This window comes from Variovorax sp. 278MFTsu5.1, from assembly GCF_048305045.1.
Classification (GTDB): domain Bacteria; phylum Pseudomonadota; class Gammaproteobacteria; order Burkholderiales; family Burkholderiaceae_C; genus Variovorax; species Variovorax guangxiensis.
Genome location: NZ_CP157622.1, coordinates 3,345,125 through 3,365,458 on the forward strand (window position 1 = coordinate 3,345,125; position 20,334 = coordinate 3,365,458).

The 20,334-nt window shown below is 68.2% G+C and carries 26 protein-coding genes; 17 read left to right on the forward strand and 9 right to left on the reverse strand.

Annotated elements, in window-relative coordinates; all coding sequences use genetic code 11:
* Positions 1–15: 15 nt before the first annotated feature.
* Positions 16–933, forward strand: a complete 918-nt coding sequence (locus ABL844_RS15580) for a DMT family transporter (RefSeq protein ID WP_126019536.1) — start codon at positions 16–18, stop codon at positions 931–933.
* A 9-nt stretch (positions 934–942) separates the two neighbouring features.
* Here ABL844_RS15580 and ABL844_RS15585 read toward each other — a convergent pair whose 3' ends face one another.
* The 6 genes from ABL844_RS15585 to smpB all read right to left on the reverse strand — a co-directional run bounded on the left by ABL844_RS15585 (position 943) and on the right by smpB (position 5,265).
* Entirely contained in the window at positions 943–2,367 is a 1,425-nt protein-coding gene (locus tag ABL844_RS15585) for a hypothetical protein (RefSeq protein ID WP_418131823.1), read from the reverse strand.
* A 99-nt stretch (positions 2,368–2,466) separates the two neighbouring features.
* Positions 2,467–2,862 (reverse strand): ATP-binding protein, encoded by a 396-nt coding sequence (locus ABL844_RS15590; RefSeq protein WP_126019540.1) that lies wholly within the window; start codon positions 2,860–2,862, stop codon positions 2,467–2,469.
* Between the two features lie 94 nt (positions 2,863–2,956).
* The gene (locus tag ABL844_RS15595) at positions 2,957–3,769 is read right to left on the reverse strand and encodes an anti-sigma factor family protein (RefSeq protein ID WP_418131824.1); all 813 of its coding nucleotides are present in this window, start codon (positions 3,767–3,769) and stop codon (positions 2,957–2,959) included.
* A 22-nt stretch (positions 3,770–3,791) separates the two neighbouring features.
* On the reverse strand, positions 3,792–4,307 hold the full coding sequence (locus ABL844_RS15600) for an RNA polymerase sigma factor (protein WP_369658212.1): 516 nt from the start codon (positions 4,305–4,307) through the stop codon (positions 3,792–3,794).
* Positions 4,308–4,322: 15 nt separating this feature from the next.
* Positions 4,323–4,691: a hypothetical protein gene (locus ABL844_RS15605; protein WP_184638094.1), complete on the reverse strand. Its 369-nt coding sequence runs from the start codon at positions 4,689–4,691 to the stop codon at positions 4,323–4,325.
* Between the two features lie 94 nt (positions 4,692–4,785).
* On the reverse strand, positions 4,786–5,265 hold the full coding sequence (gene smpB / locus ABL844_RS15610; RefSeq protein WP_126019548.1) for an SsrA-binding protein SmpB: 480 nt from the start codon (positions 5,263–5,265) through the stop codon (positions 4,786–4,788).
* A gap of 63 nt (positions 5,266–5,328) precedes the next feature.
* On the opposite strand from smpB, the gene ABL844_RS15615 reads away from it, so the two are divergent.
* Positions 5,329–5,775, forward strand: coding sequence for a type II toxin-antitoxin system RatA family toxin (locus tag ABL844_RS15615; RefSeq protein ID WP_126019549.1), 447 nt, complete (start codon positions 5,329–5,331; stop codon positions 5,773–5,775).
* A gap of 8 nt (positions 5,776–5,783) precedes the next feature.
* Positions 5,784–6,122: an RnfH family protein gene (locus ABL844_RS15620; protein ID WP_126019551.1), complete on the forward strand. Its 339-nt coding sequence runs from the start codon at positions 5,784–5,786 to the stop codon at positions 6,120–6,122.
* Positions 6,123–6,137: 15 nt separating this feature from the next.
* On the opposite strand, the gene ABL844_RS15625 is transcribed toward ABL844_RS15620, so the two are convergent.
* On the reverse strand, positions 6,138–6,671 hold the full coding sequence (locus ABL844_RS15625; RefSeq protein ID WP_418131825.1) for a DUF4124 domain-containing protein: 534 nt from the start codon (positions 6,669–6,671) through the stop codon (positions 6,138–6,140).
* A 128-nt stretch (positions 6,672–6,799) separates the two neighbouring features.
* On the opposite strand from ABL844_RS15625, the gene guaB reads away from it, so the two are divergent.
* The 4 genes from guaB (at position 6,800) to guaA (ending at position 10,657) form a co-directional block, all read left to right on the forward strand.
* Positions 6,800–8,269, forward strand: coding sequence for an IMP dehydrogenase (gene guaB / locus ABL844_RS15630; RefSeq protein WP_369658211.1), 1,470 nt, complete (start codon positions 6,800–6,802; stop codon positions 8,267–8,269).
* Between the two features lie 77 nt (positions 8,270–8,346).
* Positions 8,347–8,595, forward strand: a complete 249-nt coding sequence (locus tag ABL844_RS15635) for a type II toxin-antitoxin system Phd/YefM family antitoxin (RefSeq protein ID WP_093195299.1) — start codon at positions 8,347–8,349, stop codon at positions 8,593–8,595.
* The gene (locus ABL844_RS15640) at positions 8,592–9,026 is read left to right on the forward strand and encodes a type II toxin-antitoxin system VapC family toxin (RefSeq protein WP_184638092.1); all 435 of its coding nucleotides are present in this window, start codon (positions 8,592–8,594) and stop codon (positions 9,024–9,026) included. The genes ABL844_RS15635 and ABL844_RS15640 overlap by 4 nt, the downstream gene beginning before the upstream one ends.
* Before the next feature lie 11 nt (positions 9,027–9,037).
* Positions 9,038–10,657: a glutamine-hydrolyzing GMP synthase gene (gene guaA, locus ABL844_RS15645; protein WP_418120341.1), complete on the forward strand. Its 1,620-nt coding sequence runs from the start codon at positions 9,038–9,040 to the stop codon at positions 10,655–10,657.
* Between the two features lie 66 nt (positions 10,658–10,723).
* On the opposite strand, the gene ABL844_RS15650 is transcribed toward guaA, so the two are convergent.
* Positions 10,724–11,275 carry a porin family protein gene (locus ABL844_RS15650; RefSeq protein WP_418131826.1) on the reverse strand — a complete coding sequence of 184 codons (552 nt, stop codon included), beginning with the start codon at positions 11,273–11,275 and terminating at the stop codon, positions 10,724–10,726.
* Positions 11,276–11,674: 399 nt separating this feature from the next.
* Here ABL844_RS15650 and ABL844_RS15655 point away from each other — a divergent pair, with 399 nt between their 5' ends.
* Together ABL844_RS15655 and ABL844_RS15660 are read left to right on the forward strand one after the other, a co-directional pair.
* On the forward strand, positions 11,675–12,130 hold the full coding sequence (locus ABL844_RS15655) for a 2'-5' RNA ligase family protein (protein WP_418131827.1): 456 nt from the start codon (positions 11,675–11,677) through the stop codon (positions 12,128–12,130).
* A 104-nt stretch (positions 12,131–12,234) separates the two neighbouring features.
* Complete coding sequence (locus ABL844_RS15660) at positions 12,235–12,729, forward strand: RidA family protein (protein ID WP_418131828.1); 495 nt, start codon at positions 12,235–12,237, stop codon at positions 12,727–12,729.
* Here the strand turns inward: ABL844_RS15660 and ABL844_RS15665 are convergent.
* On the reverse strand, positions 12,726–13,796 hold the full coding sequence (locus ABL844_RS15665) for a DUF72 domain-containing protein (RefSeq protein ID WP_126019565.1): 1,071 nt from the start codon (positions 13,794–13,796) through the stop codon (positions 12,726–12,728). The two genes, ABL844_RS15660 and ABL844_RS15665, sit on opposite strands and share 4 nt — an antisense overlap.
* A 60-nt stretch (positions 13,797–13,856) precedes the next feature.
* On the opposite strand from ABL844_RS15665, the gene ABL844_RS15670 reads away from it, so the two are divergent.
* The 8 genes from ABL844_RS15670 (at position 13,857) to ABL844_RS15705 (ending at position 20,323) form a co-directional block, all read left to right on the forward strand.
* Complete coding sequence (locus ABL844_RS15670; RefSeq protein ID WP_418131829.1) at positions 13,857–15,344, forward strand: sensor histidine kinase; 1,488 nt, start codon at positions 13,857–13,859, stop codon at positions 15,342–15,344.
* Positions 15,341–15,985, forward strand: coding sequence for a response regulator transcription factor (locus ABL844_RS15675; RefSeq protein WP_418120346.1), 645 nt, complete (start codon positions 15,341–15,343; stop codon positions 15,983–15,985). The genes ABL844_RS15670 and ABL844_RS15675 overlap by 4 nt, the downstream gene beginning before the upstream one ends.
* Before the next feature lie 118 nt (positions 15,986–16,103).
* A complete protein-coding gene (locus ABL844_RS15680; RefSeq protein WP_369658206.1) occupies positions 16,104–16,616 on the forward strand; it encodes a GlcG/HbpS family heme-binding protein in 513 nt (170 codons plus the stop codon).
* Complete coding sequence (locus ABL844_RS15685) at positions 16,616–17,314, forward strand: ankyrin repeat domain-containing protein (RefSeq protein ID WP_418131830.1); 699 nt, start codon at positions 16,616–16,618, stop codon at positions 17,312–17,314. The genes ABL844_RS15680 and ABL844_RS15685 overlap by 1 nt, the downstream gene beginning before the upstream one ends.
* A 53-nt stretch (positions 17,315–17,367) precedes the next feature.
* Positions 17,368–18,012, forward strand: a complete 645-nt coding sequence (locus ABL844_RS15690) for an FMN-binding negative transcriptional regulator (RefSeq protein ID WP_418120348.1) — start codon at positions 17,368–17,370, stop codon at positions 18,010–18,012.
* A 1-nt stretch (position 18,013) separates the two neighbouring features.
* On the forward strand, positions 18,014–18,238 hold the full coding sequence (locus ABL844_RS15695) for a hypothetical protein (protein ID WP_126019577.1): 225 nt from the start codon (positions 18,014–18,016) through the stop codon (positions 18,236–18,238).
* Positions 18,228–19,337: a tRNA adenosine(34) deaminase TadA gene (tadA, locus tag ABL844_RS15700; RefSeq protein WP_418131831.1), complete on the forward strand. Its 1,110-nt coding sequence runs from the start codon at positions 18,228–18,230 to the stop codon at positions 19,335–19,337. Before ABL844_RS15695 ends, tadA begins: the two co-directional genes overlap by 11 nt.
* Positions 19,334–20,323: an LD-carboxypeptidase gene (locus ABL844_RS15705; protein WP_418131832.1), complete on the forward strand. Its 990-nt coding sequence runs from the start codon at positions 19,334–19,336 to the stop codon at positions 20,321–20,323. Before tadA ends, ABL844_RS15705 begins: the two co-directional genes overlap by 4 nt.
* The last annotated feature ends 11 nt before the right edge of the window (positions 20,324–20,334 follow it).

Genomic DNA, 20,334 nt, shown 5'->3' on the forward strand with positions numbered 1-20,334 from the left:
TTTTCTTCTCTCTCCATGCGCCTGACGCACGGCGGCGCCGTCTGGCTGATGGTCGTCGTGACCCTGATGTGGGGCACGGCGGGCGTCGTCACGCGGCATCTGACGCAGGCGCACAGCTTCGAGATCACCTTCTGGCGCAGCCTCTTCACGACGCTGGCGCTGCTGGTGATCCTGCCGCTTTGGCGCGGACGCGCCGTGTTCTCCCAATTGCGCCGCGGCGGGCGCGAGATCTGGATCTCCGGCGTGTGCTGGGCCGTGATGTTCACGGCCTTCATGGTCGCGCTCACGCTGGCTTCGACGGCCAGCGTGCTGGTCACCATGTCGCTCGGGCCGCTGTTCACCGCGCTGGCGGCGCGCTTCTTCATCGGGCACCGGCTGCCGGCGCGCACCTGGCTGGCCATCGTGGTCGCGGGGGCGGGCATCGGCTGGATGTATGGCACGCAGCTGATGGCGGGCGGTGGTGGATCGCTGGCCGGCACGCTGCTCGCGCTGTGCGTACCGCTGGCGGGCGCGGCGAACTGGACCGTGGTTCAGCACGCTCAGGCCAAGGGGCACAAGATCGACCTGGTGCCGGCGGTGCTCATCGGCGCGGTGATCACGGCGCTCTTCACGCTCCCGTTGGCGTGGCCGTTCCGGGCCGGCGCGCATGATCTCGGGCTGCTGGCTTTCCTGGGCGTGTTCCAGCTCGCCATTCCGTGCGTGCTCTCGGTGCTGTGCGCCCAGGTGCTGAAGGCGCCCGAGGTCGCGCTGCTGGCCTTGCTGGAAGTGATCTTCGGCATCGCGCTGGCCTGGATCGGTGCAGGCGAACAACCTGCGCCAAGCGTGCTGGCCGGGGGCGCGCTGGTGATCGGCGCCCTTGTGTTCAACGAGCTCCTGGCGCTGCGCGGACGGCGCACCGCCGTTGCCGACACCGCGGTGCCGGGCGCGCACTGACTTTTTTCGCTACTGCCGCAGGCTTGGATTCGGCACGCCGATGCTGCCCATGCGCGCCTCGAGCACCTTGCGCATGAAGGTCTGGGCGAAATCGTCGCCCACGCGCCAGCCGCCGTTGTCGTCTTCCACGAAGGTGAATTCACCCTTGACCGGCAGCGAGCTGTCGCTGCCGGAAAGAGCGCTCATCAGGCTGTCGTTGTATTCGACGACCAGCGGGCAGGCATGACCCGTGCCGTCCTCCAGCTTTCGGCAGGGGCCGGTGGGCTCGATCTCGGCAATTGCCCGCGAACGGTTGGGGTCCTTGCGCACGAGGCCGGAGTCGGTGCGCGGGCGCATGCGCGCGGCCGAGGCCGTCCGCGCGGAGCCGAGCGGCGCCGCGCCTTCGCGGAAAGCCTTCTCCATCGCCTCGCGGCCGATGGGCTCGGCGTTGTAGAGCGGCCGGCCGTCGGCGTCGAGATTCCCGAAGCGGGCCTCGACGATGGCCACATCCGCGCCTCGCACCACCATGTCGTCGCCCTTCGGTTCGGTGGGGCCGATGGTGTAGGCCATCGGCTCCCTGCTGTCGCCCTGGGTCATGACCGCGGTGCAGCCGCGGATGCGCTCCGGCTTGCGGTAGCCGACCTCGCGCATGCCGCCGACGGTGGGCGTTTCGATCACGGCTCCCGCGTCGGGATCGAGGCGGCGCATGCGCACGTCCATGCTCACGCGGCGCATGAGGCTGTCGAGCGTCTTCCGGGTGGACGCGGCATCGCAGGCGGGCACGCTGGCCGGAGCGAAGGCATACCAGCCGATCCCGCCGCCGATCACCGCCACCGCCACGGCGAACTTCAGCGCGCCGATGCGGCTGGTGCGTTTCTGGCGCGCCTGCCATGCCTTCACGGCCTGCTCGTCCGCCTCGATGAGTGCCTGCGCGCCGGCCACGATGCGCACGCGCTCGACGGCCGTGGCAAAGGCCGGCTCGGCCGCGACCTGGGCACGCAGGGCGTCGAAGCGCTCTCTTTCGAGCGGACCTTCCGTGGCCAGCCAGGCCAGCGTGGCGATGGGGGAGGCGGGCACGGTGCCCACGACGGGCGTTTCGATCAGCGCCATGTCGCGCGTCTCGGCGTCGATCAGGGAGTCCTTGCAGAGCGATTCGACGGCTTCGTGCGTGATTCCCTGTTCCGCGAGTTCGAAGAGGTCGTCGGCGTCGATGGCTGTGTCGGTGGCGTCGTCCCAGTGCGGGGCGTCCTCGTCGATACGGTCGACCGCGGCGTGCTGTTCTGCCTCGGTGACGAGGGCGCGCACGCGCATCCATGCCAGTGCATGGGCCGGGCTCGGCAGCGGAGGGAGTGCGGCGGTCTCGGGGTGGGCGAGTACGGCGTCGTGCTGCGCATCGCTGATCAGGCCCTGGTTCAGCAGGGCGCGGAACGCGTCCAGGTTGGCGTCGGGAGTCATGCGGGGATTCTGCCGTGTGCGGCGCCGGCCCCGTACCGGGGGAACCGGCAAGAAAAACGCCGGCGGGAGCCGGCGTTTGCAAGTCGAGCCTGATGTCGATCAGGGACGGGCGATCTTCCAGGCGCCGTTCGCGAAGCCGTCGCCGGTCTTGTCGCCTGGCTTGGCGTCCTTGGCCCAGTAGTACAGCGGCCAGCCCTTGTAGGCCCACTGGCGCTTGCCGTCTTCGCGAATGATGATGGTGTAGCCACCGATGGGCTTTGCGGTGTCGGCCACGCCCAGCGGAGGCCAGTTGGCGGCGCATTGGCCGTTGCAGGCGGAGGTACCGGCACCGGCGGTGTCCTTGGTGAAGGTGTACAGCGTCATTCCGTTCGGCCCGACCAGCACGCCGTCGGCGGTGCGGGTGGGCGTGTCGGGTGCGCTTGCGGTCTTGTTGGACATGCTGCCGCAGCCGGCAAGCAGGGCCGCCGCGAGGATCGAGGCGCTGAGCAATTTCATGCAGTTTCTCCTTCGGTTGAAAAATCGCGAAAACCAGGACCGGTGGCGAAGCACCGGACGAGGGGGATGCGCGAGCCGGCAGTTTATGCGGTCATCAAGACAGATCGCGGTAGGCCAGCGTCGCAAGTTTGAGCAAAAGGTCGCGCGGCAGCTTGCCGGCGATGGCGTAGCCGAAGCCCTGGTCCACCCAGTAGAAGCTCGGCACGGGGCCCTCGGAGGCAAAGCGGAAGGCGGTTTCGTTGCCGGCGGGGCCGCCGGCGGCACGCGCGTCGAGGGTGCCGACGTAGAGCGTCACGCGCTCGCCGGCGGCATCCTCGAACATGAACTGCGCGCGCGCGCCGGTCTCGCCGGGCAGCAGGCGGCCGCCGACCAGCGTGTAGCCCTGGCTGGAGAGATCGGGCACCTTCAGCGGCCGGTCGAGGCGCCTGGAGAGCCACTGGACCAGGTGCTGCTGCTCGGACGCGGCCACTTCGACGGGGTGCCGTTTTTCGGGCGCATAGACGGCATGGGCCACCGAGGCGTCGTGCACGAATTCGCGCAGGGCCGGCGCTCGGGCCAACTGCGCGCCTGCGTGCGGCGCGGACCATCGGGCCCATTGCGCATTCCCGATCCAGCCGGCGGCGAAGGCCACCAGCAGGCCGGCAGCCAGGCCACCCCAGCGCATCCAGGAGCCGCCTGGGTTGCGATCGAGCGCGCCCATCAGCGGCGTGGGAATGGGCGTATCGAGCAACTCGCCGTGCAGCCGGCGCAGCGCATCGCGCTGCGAATGCCACGCGGCGACCTTGGCGGCCACGGCGGGATCGCGCACCATCGCAGCCTCGACCGCCTCGCGGCGATCGGGGGCCAACTGGCCGTCGACCCAGGCATGCAGTTCGTCTTCGGTAGGGGGCGGGGCGGGGCGGTTCATGGTCTTGCTGCGGTGGGTTCGTTCACTTGAGGCGGCGCAGGCCCGGGCGTGCCGGGGCCGATGCGCCATCCATCAGCTCCTGCAGCCGGACGCGGGCGCGCGAGAGGCGCGACATCACCGTGCCGACGGGAACGCCGAGCACCTTGGCGACCTCGGCGTACGACAGGTCTTCGAGCGTCACCAGCAGCAGCACGGCACGCTGCTCCTCGGGCAGTTGCATCAGGCAGCGCTGCAGGTCCAGGCCCGTGCCCTGGTCGCGGCCGGGATCGGCGAGGCCCTGCACCTCGTGCGCCACGTCGTCGAGCGGCACCACAGCGTGGGGCGGCGGCGTGCGCCGCACCTGGCTCGCGAAGATGTTGTGCATGACGGTGAAGAGCCAGGCGCGCAGGTCGCTGCCCACCACCCACAGTCGCCACTTGCCGCAGGCGCGCTCCAGCGTGTCCTGCACCAGGTCGTCGGCCGCCCAGGCATTGCCCGTGAGCGCCCGCGCGTAGCGGCGCAGGCTCGGGATGTGCTCTACGAGCAGGCGGGCGTCCATGGGGTGGCTGGCTGGTCAGGGCCTGGCGGTCTTCCAGGTGCCGTTGACGCCGTCACCGGTCTTGTCGCCAGGCTTCGTGTCCTTGGCCCAGTAGTACAGGGGCCAGCCCTTGGCGGCCCATTGCTTCTTGCCATCGTCGCGCGTGACGATGGTGAAGTCGCCACCGGGCTTGTCACCATCGGCGGCCATGAAGGGCGGCCAGTTGGTGGCGCAGGCGCCGTTGCAGACCGACTTGCCGTTGCCGGCCGTGTCCTTGTCGAAGGTGTAGAGCGTCATGCCGTTCGGCCCGACGAGCGCGCCGTCGGCGGGCTTGGGCTGGGCGAAGGCGGGGACCGCGAGAACGGCGCTGAGCAGAACGGCCGAAGATGCACGGAAAGGCGACATGGAGAACTCCTTGTGTTGGCGACACCGGCGTTCCGGTGACATCCGCACAAACGCCCGCGGCCGGACCTTTATTCCACCACCCCGCAAAAAAAGTTCAGCGGTTGCGGCTCTTCATTGCGCGCTCGACCTCGCGCTTGCCTTCGCGGTCCTTGATGGTGTCGCGCTTGTCGTGCTCGGCCTTGCCCTTGGCCAGCGCGATCTCGCACTTCACCTTGCCGGCCTTCCAGTGCAAATTGAGCGGTACCAGCGTGTAGCCCTTTTGTTCGACCTTGCCGATCAGGCGGCGAATCTCGTCCTTCTTGAGCAGCAGCTTTTTGGTGCGCACCGAGTCCGGGTTGACGTGGGTGGAGGCGCTCTTGAGCGGGTTGATCTGGCAGCCCAGCACGAAGAGCTCGCCGTTGCGGATCACGACGTAGCCGTCGGTCAGCTGCACCTTGCCTTCACGCAGCGATTTGACTTCCCAGCCTTCCAGGACCATGCCGGCCTCGAAGCGCTCTTCGAAGAAATAGTTGTACGCAGCCTTCTTGTTGTCTGCGATGCGGGAGGAGGAGGTATCTTGTTTTTTGGTGGCCATGACTCGGAAATATGGGGGCTGCATGGCTTCAATACAATCCGTCGCGCACGCTGTGCCGATTCTATGAAAACAGTCAACAAGTCCGTCCTCATCTGGTACAGCGCCGAAGAGATGTATGCGCTCGTCACCGATGTGGCCAAGTATCCGCAGTTTCTTCCGTGGTGCGACAAGTCGCGCGTCATCGAGGAAGACGAGGCCGGCATGACGGCCGAAGTCGGTCTCGCATTCGCCGGCCTGCACCAGAGCTTCACCACCCGCAACACTCATGTTCCGGGGCGTGAGGTGCAGCTGAAGCTGGTCGACGGCCCGTTCTCCAACCTCGACGGCAAATGGAAGTTCACGCCCGTGGGCGAGCAGGGCGAGCGCGCCTGCCGCGTCGAGCTGCATCTGAGCTACGGCTTCAGCAACTTCGCCCTGCAGGCGCTCGTGGGCCCCGTGTTCGACACCATCGCGTCCAGCCTGGTCGAGGCCTTCGTCAAGCGCGCCGAGCAGGTCTACGGCTCGTCCTGAGCGCGACGATGACCATCGAGGTCACACTGAGCTGCTCGCCCGCGCCCCGCGAGGTGTTCGAGCAGGTGCTGCATCTTCCTTCCGAGGCGACACTGGCCGATGCCGCGAAGGCCAGCGACCTCTCGCAGCGCTTTCCGGATCTCGATTGGCGCCACGCCATGACGCCCGGTATCTGGGGCAAGGCCGTGGACTGGGACCAGACGCTCAAGGACGGCGATCGCGTCGAGCTGTGCCGGCCGCTCACGGTCGATCCGAAAGTGGCGCGCCGGGAGCGCTTCCAGCGCCAGGGTGCGCGGGGCACCGGCCTGTTCGCGAATCGCCGCAAGGGCGGCAAGGCCGGTTATTGATCGTTTGACCGCGGCTTACTTGCAGTCGCTGTTGATCACGTCCTGGATGCGCTTCTGCTCGGCGGCGCGAGCGTTGTCATCCATGATCTCGCGCTCGCCCTTGGCGTTGACCCGCGCGAGGCGGATGCCGCTGTCGACCGTGGCCTTGCTCTGGCGGGCGAGGGCGCAGTTGTCGGCCTTGGCCTTGGCCACCTTGGCTTCTTCGGCAGCCTGCTTGGCCTTCTGCTCGGCTTCGGCTTTCTTGGTCTTTTCCTCGAGTTCCTTGTCCACGCCGGCGGGCTTCGGCGCTGCGGCGGCCTTCGGCGCGGCAGCGGGGGCTTCGGCGGTGCCTTCCGCGGCCGGTGGCGCGTCGACGTTCGGGTTGGCGGTGGAGCGCGCCGCGGGCGGCGGGCCCACGCGGCGCAGGATGTTCTTCTCCGGCACGTCGGGCGGCGGGGCCTGGTCGCTGAAGACCTTCTTGCCGTTCTTGTCGAGCCATTGCCATTGGGCGCTTGCCGACATCGGCAGCGCAACGACACATCCCAGTACCAGCCAGTGCACGAATTTCATCCCTGAAGTTTAGCCGTGCCTTACTTTTTGCAACATCCGGGTAGGGTGGTTTTGCAACGTTCGTCAATCGCCCACGCCGGCAAACCCATTGGCGGCCTCGTTACAATCCTTCTTTTGGAGCCTCACCCATGCGCCTTCTCGGCAAAGCGCTGACCTTCGACGACGTGTTGTTGGTGCCAGCCTTCTCCCAGGTCCTGCCCAAGGACACCTCCCTCGCCACCAAGTTCTCCCGCAACATCACGTTGAACCTGCCGCTCGTTTCCGCGGCCATGGACACCGTGACCGAAGCCCGCCTCGCGATCGCCATCGCGCAGGAAGGCGGCATCGGGATCGTGCACAAGAACCTCACCGCGCAGCAGCAGGCCGCAGAAGTGGCCCGGGTGAAGCGCTACGAGTCGGGCGTGCTGCGCGATCCGGTCGTGATCACGCCGACGCACTCGGTGCGCCAGGTGATGGCCCTGTCCGACCAGCTTGGCATCTCGGGCTTCCCGGTGGTCGACGCCGGCAAGGTGGTCGGCATCGTCACTGGCCGCGACCTTCGCTTCGAGAGCCGTTACGACGTGCCCGTCAGCGAAATCATGACGCGCCGCGAGAAGCTCATCACCGTGCCCGACGGCACCACGCTGGCCGAGGCCAAGGCGCTGCTGAACAAGCACAAGCTCGAGCGCCTGCTCGTCATCAACGGCGACTGGGAGCTCAAGGGCCTCATCACCGTCAAGGACATCACCAAGCAGACCAGCTTCCCCAACGCCGCACGCGACGCCAACGGCCGCCTGCGCGTGGGCGCCGCGGTGGGCGTGGGGGACGGCACCGAGGAACGCGTCGAGGCACTGGTGAAGGCCGGCGTCGATGCCATCGTGGTCGACACCGCCCACGGCCACAGCGCCGGCGTGATCGAGCGCGTGCGCTGGGTCAAGAAGAACTATCCGCAGGTCGACGTGATCGGCGGCAACATCGCCACCGGCGACGCCGCCCGCGCGCTGGCCGATGCCGGCGCCGACGCGGTCAAGGTCGGCATCGGCCCCGGCTCCATCTGCACCACCCGCATCGTGGCCGGCGTGGGCGTGCCGCAGATCATGGCGGTCGACAGCGTCGCCACCGCGCTGCAGGGCACGGGCATTCCGCTGATCTCCGACGGCGGCGTGCGGTACTCGGGCGACATCGCCAAGGCCATCGCGGCCGGCGCCAGCACCGTCATGATGGGCAGCATGTTCGCCGGCACCGAAGAGGCTCCGGGCGAAATCGTGCTGTACCAGGGCCGCAGCTACAAGAGCTACCGCGGCATGGGCTCCATCGGCGCGATGCAGCAGGGCAGTGCCGACCGGTACTTCCAGGAATCGACCACCGGCAACCCCAACACCGACAAGCTGGTGCCCGAAGGCATCGAAGGCCGCGTGCCCTACAAGGGCTCGATCGTCTCGATCGTCTACCAGATGGCCGGCGGCGTGCGCGCCAGCATGGGCTACTGTGGCTGCGCGACCATCGAGGACATGCAGAACAGGGCCGAGTTCGTCGAGATCACCACGGCCGGCATTCGTGAGAGCCACGTTCACGACGTGCAGATCACGAAGGAAGCGCCGAACTACCGCGCTGATTGACCACAATCTGGCCAGACCTTGAAAGTCAGGCCAGACTAGGTTTAAAATTCGGGCCAGATTCAAATTTTCTGGCCCAAATGCAATCCATCGGCATCGCCGAAGCCAAGAACAACTTCTCCGCCCTGATCGACTCCGTCGAAAAGGGCGAGGAGGTTCGCATCACCCGCCACGGCAAGGAAGTCGTGCGCATGCTACCGGTGCGCCGCAAGCCGGTCATCACCGACGAGCAGATCGAGCGCGAGCTGGGCCAGATCGACGCGCTCCACGCCACCATCCAGCCCGGGCCGCAGCCGCGTGCCCTGCTCGACGAAGGGCGCCAGCAATGACGGCCTTCGTCATGGACGCCTCGGTCACCGCCGCCTGGCTGCTTCCCGACATGGCCAGCGAACATACCCGCAGGCTCTACGCCGCCATCCGCCGCGACGAGGTCGAGCCGCAGGCGCCCAACGCCTGGCAATGGGAGTGCGCCAACATCCTCGCCAACGGCGTGCGCAGCGGCCGCATTCCGTCGTCCGCCGTCGAAGGGCTGTGGAGCGTGCTCGACGCCATCCGCCACCGGGTCGAACTGCACGAGCTCGCGCCGGCCCAGCACAAGGCCGTGCTCGCCGTGGCCATCGACGCCGGCGTGTCTCTCTACGACGCGGGCTATCTCTGGCTCGCCAAATCGCTCAATCTCCCGCTCGCCACCTTCGACGAGCAACTCATCCAGGCTGCACCCCAGGCGGGAGTGAAGCTGCTCGACATTTCAACGCTCTGAGTCCTTTCGCCATGCAACACGACAAGATCCTCATCCTCGACTTCGGCTCGCAGGTCACGCAGCTCATCGCACGCCGCGTGCGCGAAGCCCATGTGCTGAGCGAAGTGCATCCCTGCGACGTCACCGACGAGTGGGTGCGCGAATACGCCGCCGACGGCCACCTCAAGGGCGTGATCCTCTCCGGCAGCCACGCCAGCGTGTACGAGGAAACCACCGACAAGGCCCCGCAGGCCGTGTTCGATCTCGGCGTGCCCGTGCTCGGCATCTGCTACGGCATGCAGACCATGGCTCACCAGCTCGGCGGCAAGGTCGAGGGCGGCCACAAGCGCGAGTTCGGCTTCGCGGCCGTGCGCGCCCATGGCCACACCGCGCTGCTGAAGGACATCGCCGACTTCACCACGTCCGAGGGCCACGGCATGCTCAACGTATGGATGAGCCACGGTGACAAGGTCACCGAGCTGCCGCCGGGCTTCAAGCTCATGGCCAGCACCGAGAGCTGCCCCATCGCCGGCATGGCCGACGAGGCGCGCCGTTACTACGCGGTGCAGTTCCACCCGGAAGTCACGCACACCATGCAGGGCAAGGCGATCCTCGAGCGCTTCGTGCTCGGCATCTGCGGCGCGAAGCCCGACTGGGTCATGCGCGACCACATCGCCGAAGCCGTCGAGAAGATCCGCGAGCAGGTGGGCGATGAAGAAGTCATCCTGGGCCTCTCGGGCGGCGTCGATTCGAGCGTGGCCGCCGCGCTCATCCACCGCGCCATCGGCGACCAGCTGACCTGCGTGTTCGTCGACCACGGCCTGCTGCGGCTGAACGAGGGCGACATGGTCATGGAGATGTTCGAGGGCAAGCTGCACGCGAAGGTGATCCGCGTCGATGCCAGCGATCTCTTCCTCGGCAAGCTCGCGGGCGTGAGCGACCCGGAAGCCAAGCGCAAGATCATCGGCGGCGAGTTCGTCACCGTGTTCAAGCAGGAAGCCGCGAAGCTCAAGGCGGGCGGTGGTGGACACAAGGGCGCGACCTTCCTGGCGCAGGGCACCATCTACCCCGACGTCATCGAGTCGGGCGGCGCCAAGAGCAAGAAGGCCGTCACCATCAAGAGCCACCACAACGTGGGCGGCCTGCCCGAACAGCTCGGTCTCAAGCTGCTGGAGCCGCTGCGCGACCTGTTCAAGGACGAAGTGCGTGAACTGGGCGTGGCCCTCGGCCTGCCGCCCGAGATGGTGTATCGCCACCCGTTCCCCGGTCCCGGCCTGGGCGTGCGCATCCTCGGCGAAGTGAAGAAGGAATACGCCGACCTGCTGCGCCGCGCCGACGCGATCTTCATCGAGGAGCTGCGCAACTTCACCGACGAAGCCACCGGCAAGACCTGGTACGACCTCACCAGCCAGGCCTTCACCGTGTTCCTGCCCGTCAAGAGCGTGGGCGTGATGGGCGACGGCCGCACCTACGACTACGTGGTCGCACTGCGCGCCGTGCAGACCAGCGACTTCATGACCGCCGACTGGGCCGAGCTGCCGTACGCGCTGCTGAAGAAGGTGTCGGGCCGAATCATCAACGAGGTGCGCGGCATCAATCGCGTGACCTACGACGTGTCGAGCAAGCCGCCGGCGACGATCGAGTGGGAGTGACGAACGACGCAACGCGGCTGCGCTGATGCAGGGCCGCGTCGATCAGGCCTCGGAAGAAGCGGACTCTCAGAAGCTCGCCTTCAAACCCACCGTAAACATCCCGCCCTTCGCCTGCTTCGACAGCTTGCCGAAGTAGTCGTAGTCCGCGGTGACCGACAGGTTCTGCGTCATGCGGTACTCGGCGCCGAAGCCGGCCATCATGCCGGTCGAGCTGCCCGAGATGCGCTGGCTGGGCAGCACCCAGTTGTTGTCGCCGGAGACGCGCCCGCGCGCGATGCCCAGGCGCCCGTTGAGCGCGAAGGATTCGCCCAGCGGCAGCCGGGCGGTGGCGGCCGCGTAGAAGACCTGGCCGGTGCCGGACTGCAGTCGTGAATAGGCGCCGTTCGAACTCCACTGGCTCACGCGGCCAAGGCGTGCATAGCCGGCTTCGACGCCGAAGGTTTCGGTGAAGCGATACCCGCCGTACAGCTTGTAGGCCGTTCCGCTCTTGCTGCTCTTCTCGCCGCCCCATGGCACGGGCACGCGGTTGGAGGACGAGAGGCTGTAGCTCGAACGGCCGATGGCGCCGCCCGCATAGATGCCGGAGTCCTGGTTCTGGCCGGCGGCGCTCGCAGTCATGGAGACGGTACCTAGCAGAAGAGCTGTTGCGAGGACGGTGCAGGCTTGCGTTTTCGTCAAGATGAAGTTCCTGGTTGGATGGTTGATTGAGATCGATCGACAGGTGGCTTCCGTGCATTGACTGCCGCAGTGCCACCAGCGTGAGACGATTCTCGAAACGCAGCCTGAAGGAGTGCTTGTCGCTTGCTGAAGAGCAGATGAAGGGCGCATGCCATGGGCGATGATCGAGGCATGTCAGATCAGCTTCTTCTTCCCGGTATCGAGCCTCCGCCCAAACCCTTGCCGCGCCCTCGGAGCAAAGCGCGCAGCAGCAAGGCTCCGGCGCCGGAGCACTCTCTCTTCTTCGCAATTCTTCCGGGCCCGCAGGATGCCGCTTCGATCGCCGCGCTGGGCGAGCGCATGAACTCGCAGCACGCACTGAAAGGAACATTGGTCGCGGCGCATCGCTTGCACGTCACGCTCTTCGATCTGGGCGAGCACGCAGAGGTGCCGGCCGACAAGGTCGCGTTGGTCACGAAGGCAGCCGCCTTGGTGCCGCCTCCCGCGTTCGACATCGTCTTCGAGAAGGCGATGAGCTTCGCCAAAGGCGCGCTCGCGCTGTGCTCCGACGACGAGGAGGGTACCTCCGCGCTCAAGGCCTTCAGGCAGCGCCTGGGCGAGGCGCTCGCCGATGCGGGCCTGAAGCCCGCGCGCTCCTTCACGCCGCACATGACGCTGGCCTACGCACGGCGCAAGCTGGAAAGGCATGCGCTCGAAGCGCCGGTCCGGTGGTCGGCAGGTTCGCTGGTGCTGATCGACAGCCACGTGGGCGAGGGCGTGCACGAAGTGCTGGGCCGCTGGCCCGATGCGGCCTGAAAAAATGGAGCTCTGCGCTCTGTTCTGCCTCGCATCGACGCCTTCTGTATCTGTTTCGTCTCGCACGCGCTGATGACAATGGCACTCCCTTTCACGGAATCGACATGACAGCAGAAATGACCCGGGACCAGATCGCAGACCAGATTGCCGCCGAGCTGGGCCACAGCTTCGACGGCGAGATCATTGCCGGTGGCCATTACGTGCCGCTGGTGCGCGACGGCCGCACGATCTACCTGAGCGGCCAGGTGCCGCGCGTGGGCACCACGGTGGTCGTCACCGGTCGCGTGGGCGATGCGGTGTCGCTCGACAAGGCGCGCGAGGGCGCGCAGATCTGCGCATTGCGCAGCCTCGCACTGCTGCGGCGCGCGCTCGGCTCGCTCGATGCGGTGGAGAAGGTCCTGCGCGTCGGCGTGTTCGTGCAATGCACGGCCGATTTCACGCAGCACAGCGAGGTGACCGACGCCGCTTCCGACCTGCTGCACCGCGTTTTCGGCGAGGCCGGCGTGCATGTGCGCACGGCGGTCGGCGTCTATGCGTTGCCGAAGAACGCGACCGTCGAGGTGGAGATGACGGTCGCCGCGAAGCAGAACATCGGCTAGCGCGGCGCGATGGCCAGGATGTCCCGCGCCAGCTGCGCGATCGTCAGCGGCGCGCAGCCTTCGGCGTTGTTGCTCACGGTGACGAAGGCGTTCTGGCCCGCGCGGGTGGTGCCGGCAATCACCTTGGCGAGCGCGGCGCGCGTTTCCGGATCCGGGTCGACGATCTTGTCGAAGGGGCCGTAGAGCTTTTCGGCGTCTTCGTACCCGAAACGGCCGTGGCGCCGGTGCAGGTTCCAGCGGCACACCAGCGGACCGGGCCACATGGCACGCAGCATCGGAAGCTGGTCCTCGATCGGCGGCATCTTCGCGTGCAGGCCCATGCAGAAGGTGGCGCCCACGCTGCGCAGCATTTCGGCGAAGGCGGGGTTCAGCAGTTGCGGGTCGCGCACTTCGACGGCGATCACGGCGTCCGGCGCGGTCGACGAGATGTCGGGCAGCGATTCGAGCATCGCCGCGATGCGCGCCAGCAGCGCGGGCTGGTCGGCCAGGATGTGCCCCGGAATCGGGCTCAGCTGGAACACCAGCACGCCGATGCGATGGCCCAGCCCTTCGAGCGCGGGCAGCACGAATTCCTGCCGCGCTATCTCGCTGCTGAGGAACACCGGGTTGGCCTGCATGCCGCGGCCGCTTTCGTCGCGCACCGTCGCGTCGGTCACGAGGCTCGGCGCCTTCACCATGAAGCGGAAGTCGTCGGGCACCATGCCCGCGTAGCGGGCGTACTGGCTGGCGGTGAGGGCGCGGTAGAAGTTGCGGTCCACGCTCACGGTGCGGAACAGCGGATGCTTGGCGAGCGCCGAGAGACCGTTCTTCGAGAGCACTGTCTCGGCGTATTCGCCGTCCCAGACCAGGTTGGCCCAGCCGGGGTAGCTCCACGATGAGGTGCCGAGGCGCAGGTTGGGCGGCAGCGCAGCCGCCAGCTCGACCAGTTCCGGATCGCTGGGCGCGGGCTCGACCGTGGCGGCGCGTGGCTTCTTCTTCGCGGCTGGCTCGGCGGGCGGCGGCGCGGCCGAAGGAGCGTCCTCGGGGCGCGGAAGATCGGGAAAGAGGGAGTCCTGTACGTCGGCCATGGCTGGTTCCGCATTTTCGGCCAGGCGAATGGCTTCGCCGCGCCGGGCACAATCCGCGCCATGAAACAGTGGTTGCGCGCGCAAGGTGGTTGGTGGCTGGCATGGCTTGCCCTTACCGCCGTGGGCGCTGTGTGGATCGCGCGCGCAGAGCTCGCGCAGATGCAGCAGGACTTCGAGACCGACGTGCGCATCGCGCACCGCCTCATGAGCCAGCAGATGGTGCAGTACGACGCCGTGCTGGCCACGCTCGCGCTGCTGGAGCCCAGTACGGGCGCGGAACATCCCGAGCAGCGCCTGCCTTCCGTCTATTCATCGATCCTGCGCGTGCAGCGGCGCGACCGCGACCAGCCGTGGCCCGACAGCGCCCGCGCCGGCGCACTGGAAGCCGCCGAGGCGCGTTCGCGCAGCCTTCAGCGCGCCGATCTGGCCACGCTCGATCTGGCCCGTGGCCGCTACACGCTGGTGATCGGCGCCACGCCCTTCAGCTATGCGCTCGACATCGACCTTGCAGGCTCCGTGCCGTGGCGCGACTGGCCGATGAATCCGCAGCGCAGCCCGGTACGGCTGAGCCTGCAGCGCGACGGCCAGCAACTGGTGCTGCAACCCGGCGCCCTGTCCGCGAGCCCGGAGAGCGGATGGCGTTTCGCCCTGAGCAAGGCGCTGGCCTCGCCGAGCCAGCCCTTCGATCTGGTGGCCGAGCGGCAGGTGGGATGGGGAGAGCTGCCATGGCGCGCCATCGCGGGCTGGGCCCTGGCGATGGCGGTGTTGGTGGCGGGACTGTGGGCCGCGCAGCGCCAGCGCGTGGCGCGGCGGCGGGCCGAGGAGCTGCTGCGGCTCGGTCAGGTCGCGCGGCTCAATGCGCTCGGAGAACTGTCCGCAGGCCTGGCGCACGAACTCAACCAGCCGCTGACGGCGGTGCTCGCCAACGCCCAGGCCGCCCGCCGGTTGCTCGACGAAGAGCCGCCCGACCTGGCCACCGCACGCGGCGCCATGGGGCAGGCCGTCGAGCAGGCCCGGCGCGCGGCCGGCGTGGTGGGACGCCTGCGCCGCGTGATAGAGCGGCCCGAGGCCGGCGGCGATACCAGGCCACTGGTGCTGCAGGAGGTGGTGCGCAGCGCCATGCACCTGCTGGCGCCCGAGTTCGCGAAGCACGACGTCGCCGCGCAGTTCGATGCCACGGCCCAGGCGCCGGTGCGCGTGCAGGCCGAGGCGGTGGCGCTGGAACAGATCGTGCACAACCTGCTGATGAACGCGCTGCAGGCGCTGGAGCTCGTGCCGGCGGCCGAGCGGCGCCTCGTGGTGTCCGTCGGTCGCAACGGGCAGGAGGGCGTGCTGACCGTGACGGACAACGGACGCGGCATCGCCCCCGAAGCCCTGCCGCGCCTCTTCGAACCTTTCTTCAGCACACGCGAGGGCGGGCTGGGCCTCGGCCTTAGCCTCAGCGAGACGCTGGCCGGCGGCATGGGCGGCAGCCTGAGCGCCGTCAACGTCTCGCCGCGCGGCGCGCGTTTCACGCTGCTGCTCCCACTCGTCGCACCCTCGCCGTGACCCATCCGAACACCCATCCGCCGCAGTCCCCGCTGGTCCACCTGATCGACGACGACCAGGCGGTGCGCGACGGCCTCTCGCTGCTGATCGGCACGGTCGGGCTGCGCGTGCAGGCCTGGGCTGATCCGCAGGCTTTCATCGACGGGTTCGACCGCGCGAGCGTCGGCGCCATCGTGCTGGACGTGCGCATGCCAGGCATCAGCGGGCTCACCGTGCTCGACCGGCTGGTGGCGCAGGGCGTGGACCAGCCGGTGATCATGCTGACCGGCCACGGCACGGTCGAGATGTGCCGCCGCGCCTTCAAGGCCGGCGCGGCCGAGTTCCTCGAAAAGCCGGTGGACGACGAACAGCTGCTCGAGGCATTGCAGCAGGCGGTGCGCCAGCACGTGCGCTCGCGCGAACGCTCGCAGGCCGACAACGCCGCGCGCGAGCGGGTGGCGCAGCTGTCGGAGCGCGAGCGCGAGGTGCTGGCCTTCATCGTGCAGGGGCTCACCAACAAGGAGATCGCGCGCACGCTCGCGCTGTCGCCGCGCACGGTCGAGACGCATCGGGCCAACCTGTTCGCCAAGCTCGGCTGCGATTCGCTGGCGCAGCTGATCCGGCGCTATGCGGTGCTGGTGGACGGGGAGGGCGCTCCGTAGAACTACGGAGCGCCGGGCGTAGCCGTACGAATGGCACGCGCGGGCGGCGTTTTCTACAGTGGCGCAGCCGTCGGCAACAGCCGGCGCAACAACCCGAATCCACTGGAGATAACGAACAATGCAATCCATCCTCCGCCTCGGCGGCGCCGCCGTCCTGCTCGCAGCATCCGTCGCCCAGGCACAAGCCCAGGCCCAGGCCCCCACACCGGCTGTGCGTACCGAGAAGAACATCTCGCTCGCCCTGGCCAACCAGATCGCCGCCGAAGCCGTGGCCGCCTGCGCCGCCAACGGCTACAACGTGGCCGCCACCGTGGTCGACCGCGCCGGCACCGTCCGTGCCGTGCAGCGCGCCGACAACGCCGGCCCGCACACGCTGGCATCGAGCGAGCGCAAGGCCTGGACTTCGGCTTCGGCCAAGAGCCCCACGCAGGCCATGATGGAAGGCGCGCAGAAGAACCCGGGCGCCGCCAACCTGGTGTACCTGCCGGGCTTCCTGCTGCTGGGCGGCGGCGTGCCGGTCAAGTCGGGCAATGAAGTGATCGGCGCGGTCGGCGTGGGCGGCGCGCCCGGCGGCCATCTCGACGACCAGTGCGCCAACGCGGCGCTCGAGAAGGTCAAGGGCTCCCTCTGATGACGGCGCGCGGTATCTGGCCGGGCCTGCTGGCGGTCGCGCTCGGGCTGGGCGTGCCGGCTGGTGCGCTCGCCCAGGTGCCGCCGCTGGCGGCCGAGGTGCTGGCCTTCGACGGGCTGCACCAGGCCGCCTGGCATGGCGATGCGCCGAAGCTGAAGGCGCTGATCGCCTCGGGGGCGAATCTCAATGCACGCGACACGCGCGGGCGCACGCCGCTGCACGTTGCCACCTTCGCCCGCCAGCGCGAGGCGATCAAGCTGCTGGCCAAGGCCGGCGCCGACCTCGACCTGCTCGAAGACGACCGCTACGACGCCGTCACCATCGCCGCGGTGGCCGACGATGCCGCGACGCTCTCGGTGCTGCTCTCGCTCGGTGCCAAGGCCGGGCAGACCACGAGCCGGTACGACGGCACGGCGCTCATCGCGGCCGCGCATCTCGGGCACGATGAGGTGGTGCGCAGGCTTATTGCAGCCGGCGCGCCGCTGGACCACGTCAACAACCTCCACTGGACGGCGGTGATCGAATCCATCGTGCTCGGCGACGGCGGCCCGCGCCACCAGCGTACGCTGGCTGCGCTGGTCGACGCCGGCGCCGACATCAGGCTGACGGACCGCCAGGGCAACACGCCGCTGCAGCTGGCGAAGGCGCGCGGCTACACCGCGATGGCGAAGCTGCTGGAGACACCGCGCGCAAAGTAGGCGGCTCGGGGAGAATGGGGCCTCGCCACGAGGCGCCACGAGGAAACCGCCCCATGTACATGCCCCCGCAGTTCAATGCGAAGGACCCGGCCATCGCGCTGGAGCTGATGCGCTCGCATCCCTTCGCGAGCCTGATCTCGAACGACGACGACGGGCTGCCGTACGTCACGCACCTGCCGCTGGTCGCCGAGCAGCGCGCGGGCGACGAACTGGTGCTGTGGGGCCATTGCGCCAAGCCGAATCCGCACTGGCGCTACCTGCAGGCCAGGCCCCGGGCGGTGGCCACCTTTCTCGGGCCGCATTCGTACCTCTCTCCCTCCGTCTACCCCGACCTGGCCCGCGTGCCGACGTGGAACTACCTGGCGGTGCATTGCACCGTCGAGGCACGGCTGATCGAGGAGCCCGCCGACAAGGACGCGCTGCTCAAGAAGCTCATTCACGACCACGAGCCCGCCTACGCGCAGCAGTGGCGCGACCTGGGCGAGGAGTTCCAGCTCAAGATGCTGGCCGGCATCGTGGGCTTCGAGCTGCGCGTGACTGCCCTGCAATGCAAGATCAAGCTCAACCAGCATCGCCGCGAATCGCATGCCGCGATGCACGCGGTCTACAGCGCTGGCACGCCGGACGAGCGGGCGCTCGCCGTGTGGATGGGCCGCCTGGGCATGGCCGCCGAGGCTCCCGTGGCGGAGGGCGGCTGAGATGCGCGGACTGGGTCTGATCGGCCTTGTGCTCGTGCTGGCGATCGTCGGGCTGGTCGCGAAGAAGCAGATGAGCAGCATGGCCTCTTCCGCACAACCGTCCGTGCCTGGCGTTGCAGCACCCGCCGCGGGCGATGCGCGAATGAATCCGCAGCAGGTGCAGCAGCAGGTCAAGGAAGCGCTGGACGCCGCGGTCAAGACACGCCAGATGCCCGATGACAACTGAGGCGACTCCATTGCCGGACGTGCACGACGACACGCACTGGATGGCGCTCGCGCTCGCCGAGGCGCGGCTTGCCGCCGAAGCGGGCGAGGTGCCGGTGGGCGCGGTGCTTGTGAAGGACGGCCGCCTGGTCGCGACGGGGCGCAACACGCCGGTCGCGCAGAACGATCCGAGTGCGCATGCCGAGATCAACGCGCTGCGTGCGGGAGCCCTCGCGCTCGGCAACTACCGGCTCGACGGCTGCGAGCTGTTCGTCACGCTCGAACCGTGCGCGATGTGTTCAGGGGCGATGCTGCATTCGCGCCTCGCGCGCGTGGTGTACGGCGCGTCCGATCCGAAGACCGGCGCGGCCGGCTCGGTGCTCGATCTCTTCGCGGAGCCACGGCTGAACCATCGCACGGTGGTGCAGGGCGGGGTGCTGGCGCAGGAGTGCAGCGCGGTCTTGCAGGCTTTTTTCCAGCAGCGCCGGAACGCTGCGCGCGCGACTGCCGAGCCCTTGCGCGACGACGCACTGCGCACGTCGCCCGAGCGCTTCGAGGCCTTGGCCGGCTATGACTTCGCGCCGCATTACGTGCAGGACCTGCCGAGCTTGCAGGGCTGGCGCATGCACTACGTCGATGAAGGTGCGGAGGATGCGGCCTGTTGCCTTTGCCTGCACGGTCCCGGCGAATGGGGCTACTTCTTCAGGCATCTCGTGGGCCTGCCCGGGCTGCGCACGCTGGTGCCCGACCTGATCGGCTTCGGCAGGAGCGACAAGCCCAAGCGCGAGGCGGCACATAGCCTGCAATGGCATCGCGACGTGCTGCTCGAATGGATGGCGCGGGTGGGAGTCGAGTCGGTGGCGCTCGTGCATAGCGAGGCCGCTTCCGAACTCGCCGTGCTGCTGCAGGCGGCAGCGCCCGGTCGGTTCGCGGCGGCACTGGTCGCGCCGGAAGGGCACGAGAACATCAAGGGCGCATGGCGCGCGCCTTTCCCCGACCGGGGATACGAAGCAGCGCTGCGCGCACTGGGGCCTCTTGCCACTTCCTCAGGGCCGACGCCGGAGCAGGCCCGAACGGTCGTTCTGCAAGTGCGAAACGCAATGGGATACTCGAACGCGTGACCAAACACATCTATATCTACTCTCCCTCCAGCGCGGTCCGGGACAAGGCCGCTTTCCGGCGCGGCGTGAAGCGGCTCAGAGCGCTGGGTCATGAAGTCGAAGTCGACGACGCGGCGCTGTCGGTGCACCAGCGCTTCGCGGGCGACGATGCCACGCGGCTCGCCGCGATCTCGCGTGCCGCGGCCAGCGGCGCGGACGTGGCGCTCATAGCACGCGGCGGCTACGGGCTCACGCGCATCCTCGATGCGGTTCCGTACAAGGCGCTCACGAAGGCGATCGAGAAGGGCACGGAGTTCGTCGGCTGCAGCGACTTCACCGCGCTGCAGAACGCGCTGCTGGCAAAGACCGGCGCGGTGACCTGGTCGGGCCCCGCCGTCGGCGAGGACTTCGGTGCGGAGGCCGGCCCCGACGACATCATGGAAGCCTGCTTCGACGACCTGCTCACAGGGCAGGGCGAAGGCACGGGCTGGCGCATGCCGGCGCGCGATGTCGATCTGAAGTTCAAGCCCATGCAGGACGCCACGTTGTGGGGCGGCAATCTCTGCGTGCTGACCAGCCTGCTCGGCACGCCGTACTTTCCGATGGTGGAGAAGGGCGTGCTCTTCATCGAAGACGTGAACGAGCACCCGTACCGCGTCGAACGCATGCTCGATCAGTTGAAGATGGCCGGTGTGCTGGCGCGCCAGCGTGCCATCGTGTTCGGGCAGTTCACCGGCATCCGGCCGGTGCCGGGCTACGACCGCGGATTCGGCCTCAACACCGTGATCGACCGGCTGCGCGCAACGCTCAAGGTGCCCGTGCTCGCGGGCCTGCCGTTCGGGCACGTGCAGACGAAGGTGTTATTGCCCGTGGGTGCGAAGGTGTCGATGGCCGCGGAAGGGCGTGATATTTTTCTCGTTTGGGGCCACAGGCATGCACATGGTCATGACGACCACGATGGACATGACCATCATCACGCCCATCGATCCGGACACAAAGAGAAATAGAACGTTAAAAA

Coding starts and splice junctions, on each gene's coding strand:
- smpB (WP_126019548.1), bottom strand. CDS start 5,265: ATGGCCACCAAAAAACAAGATACCTCCTCCTCCCGCATCGCAGACAAC.
- ABL844_RS15585 (WP_418131823.1), bottom strand. CDS start 2,367: ATGACTCCCGACGCCAACCTGGACGCGTTCCGCGCCCTGCTGAACCAG.
- ABL844_RS15625 (WP_418131825.1), bottom strand. CDS start 6,671: ATGAAATTCGTGCACTGGCTGGTACTGGGATGTGTCGTTGCGCTGCCG.
- ABL844_RS15670 (WP_418131829.1), top strand. CDS start 13,857: ATGAAACAGTGGTTGCGCGCGCAAGGTGGTTGGTGGCTGGCATGGCTT.
- guaA (WP_418120341.1), top strand. CDS start 9,038: ATGCAACACGACAAGATCCTCATCCTCGACTTCGGCTCGCAGGTCACG.
- ABL844_RS15635 (WP_093195299.1), top strand. CDS start 8,347: ATGCAATCCATCGGCATCGCCGAAGCCAAGAACAACTTCTCCGCCCTG.
- ABL844_RS15600 (WP_369658212.1), bottom strand. CDS start 4,307: ATGGACGCCCGCCTGCTCGTAGAGCACATCCCGAGCCTGCGCCGCTAC.
- ABL844_RS15690 (WP_418120348.1), top strand. CDS start 17,368: ATGTACATGCCCCCGCAGTTCAATGCGAAGGACCCGGCCATCGCGCTG.
- ABL844_RS15695 (WP_126019577.1), top strand. CDS start 18,014: ATGCGCGGACTGGGTCTGATCGGCCTTGTGCTCGTGCTGGCGATCGTC.
- ABL844_RS15595 (WP_418131824.1), bottom strand. CDS start 3,769: ATGAACCGCCCCGCCCCGCCCCCTACCGAAGACGAACTGCATGCCTGG.
- ABL844_RS15655 (WP_418131827.1), top strand. CDS start 11,675: ATGAACTCGCAGCACGCACTGAAAGGAACATTGGTCGCGGCGCATCGC.
- ABL844_RS15620 (WP_126019551.1), top strand. CDS start 5,784: ATGACCATCGAGGTCACACTGAGCTGCTCGCCCGCGCCCCGCGAGGTG.
- ABL844_RS15680 (WP_369658206.1), top strand. CDS start 16,104: ATGCAATCCATCCTCCGCCTCGGCGGCGCCGCCGTCCTGCTCGCAGCA.
- ABL844_RS15650 (WP_418131826.1), bottom strand. CDS start 11,275: ATGACTGCGAGCGCCGCCGGCCAGAACCAGGACTCCGGCATCTATGCG.
- guaB (WP_369658211.1), top strand. CDS start 6,800: ATGCGCCTTCTCGGCAAAGCGCTGACCTTCGACGACGTGTTGTTGGTG.
- ABL844_RS15605 (WP_184638094.1), bottom strand. CDS start 4,691: ATGTCGCCTTTCCGTGCATCTTCGGCCGTTCTGCTCAGCGCCGTTCTC.
- ABL844_RS15580 (WP_126019536.1), top strand. CDS start 16: ATGCGCCTGACGCACGGCGGCGCCGTCTGGCTGATGGTCGTCGTGACC.
- ABL844_RS15615 (WP_126019549.1), top strand. CDS start 5,329: ATGAAAACAGTCAACAAGTCCGTCCTCATCTGGTACAGCGCCGAAGAG.
- ABL844_RS15590 (WP_126019540.1), bottom strand. CDS start 2,862: ATGAAATTGCTCAGCGCCTCGATCCTCGCGGCGGCCCTGCTTGCCGGC.
- ABL844_RS15640 (WP_184638092.1), top strand. CDS start 8,592: ATGACGGCCTTCGTCATGGACGCCTCGGTCACCGCCGCCTGGCTGCTT.
- ABL844_RS15660 (WP_418131828.1), top strand. CDS start 12,235: ATGACAGCAGAAATGACCCGGGACCAGATCGCAGACCAGATTGCCGCC.
- ABL844_RS15665 (WP_126019565.1), bottom strand. CDS start 13,796: ATGGCCGACGTACAGGACTCCCTCTTTCCCGATCTTCCGCGCCCCGAG.
- tadA (WP_418131831.1), top strand. CDS start 18,228: ATGACAACTGAGGCGACTCCATTGCCGGACGTGCACGACGACACGCAC.
- ABL844_RS15685 (WP_418131830.1), top strand. CDS start 16,616: ATGACGGCGCGCGGTATCTGGCCGGGCCTGCTGGCGGTCGCGCTCGGG.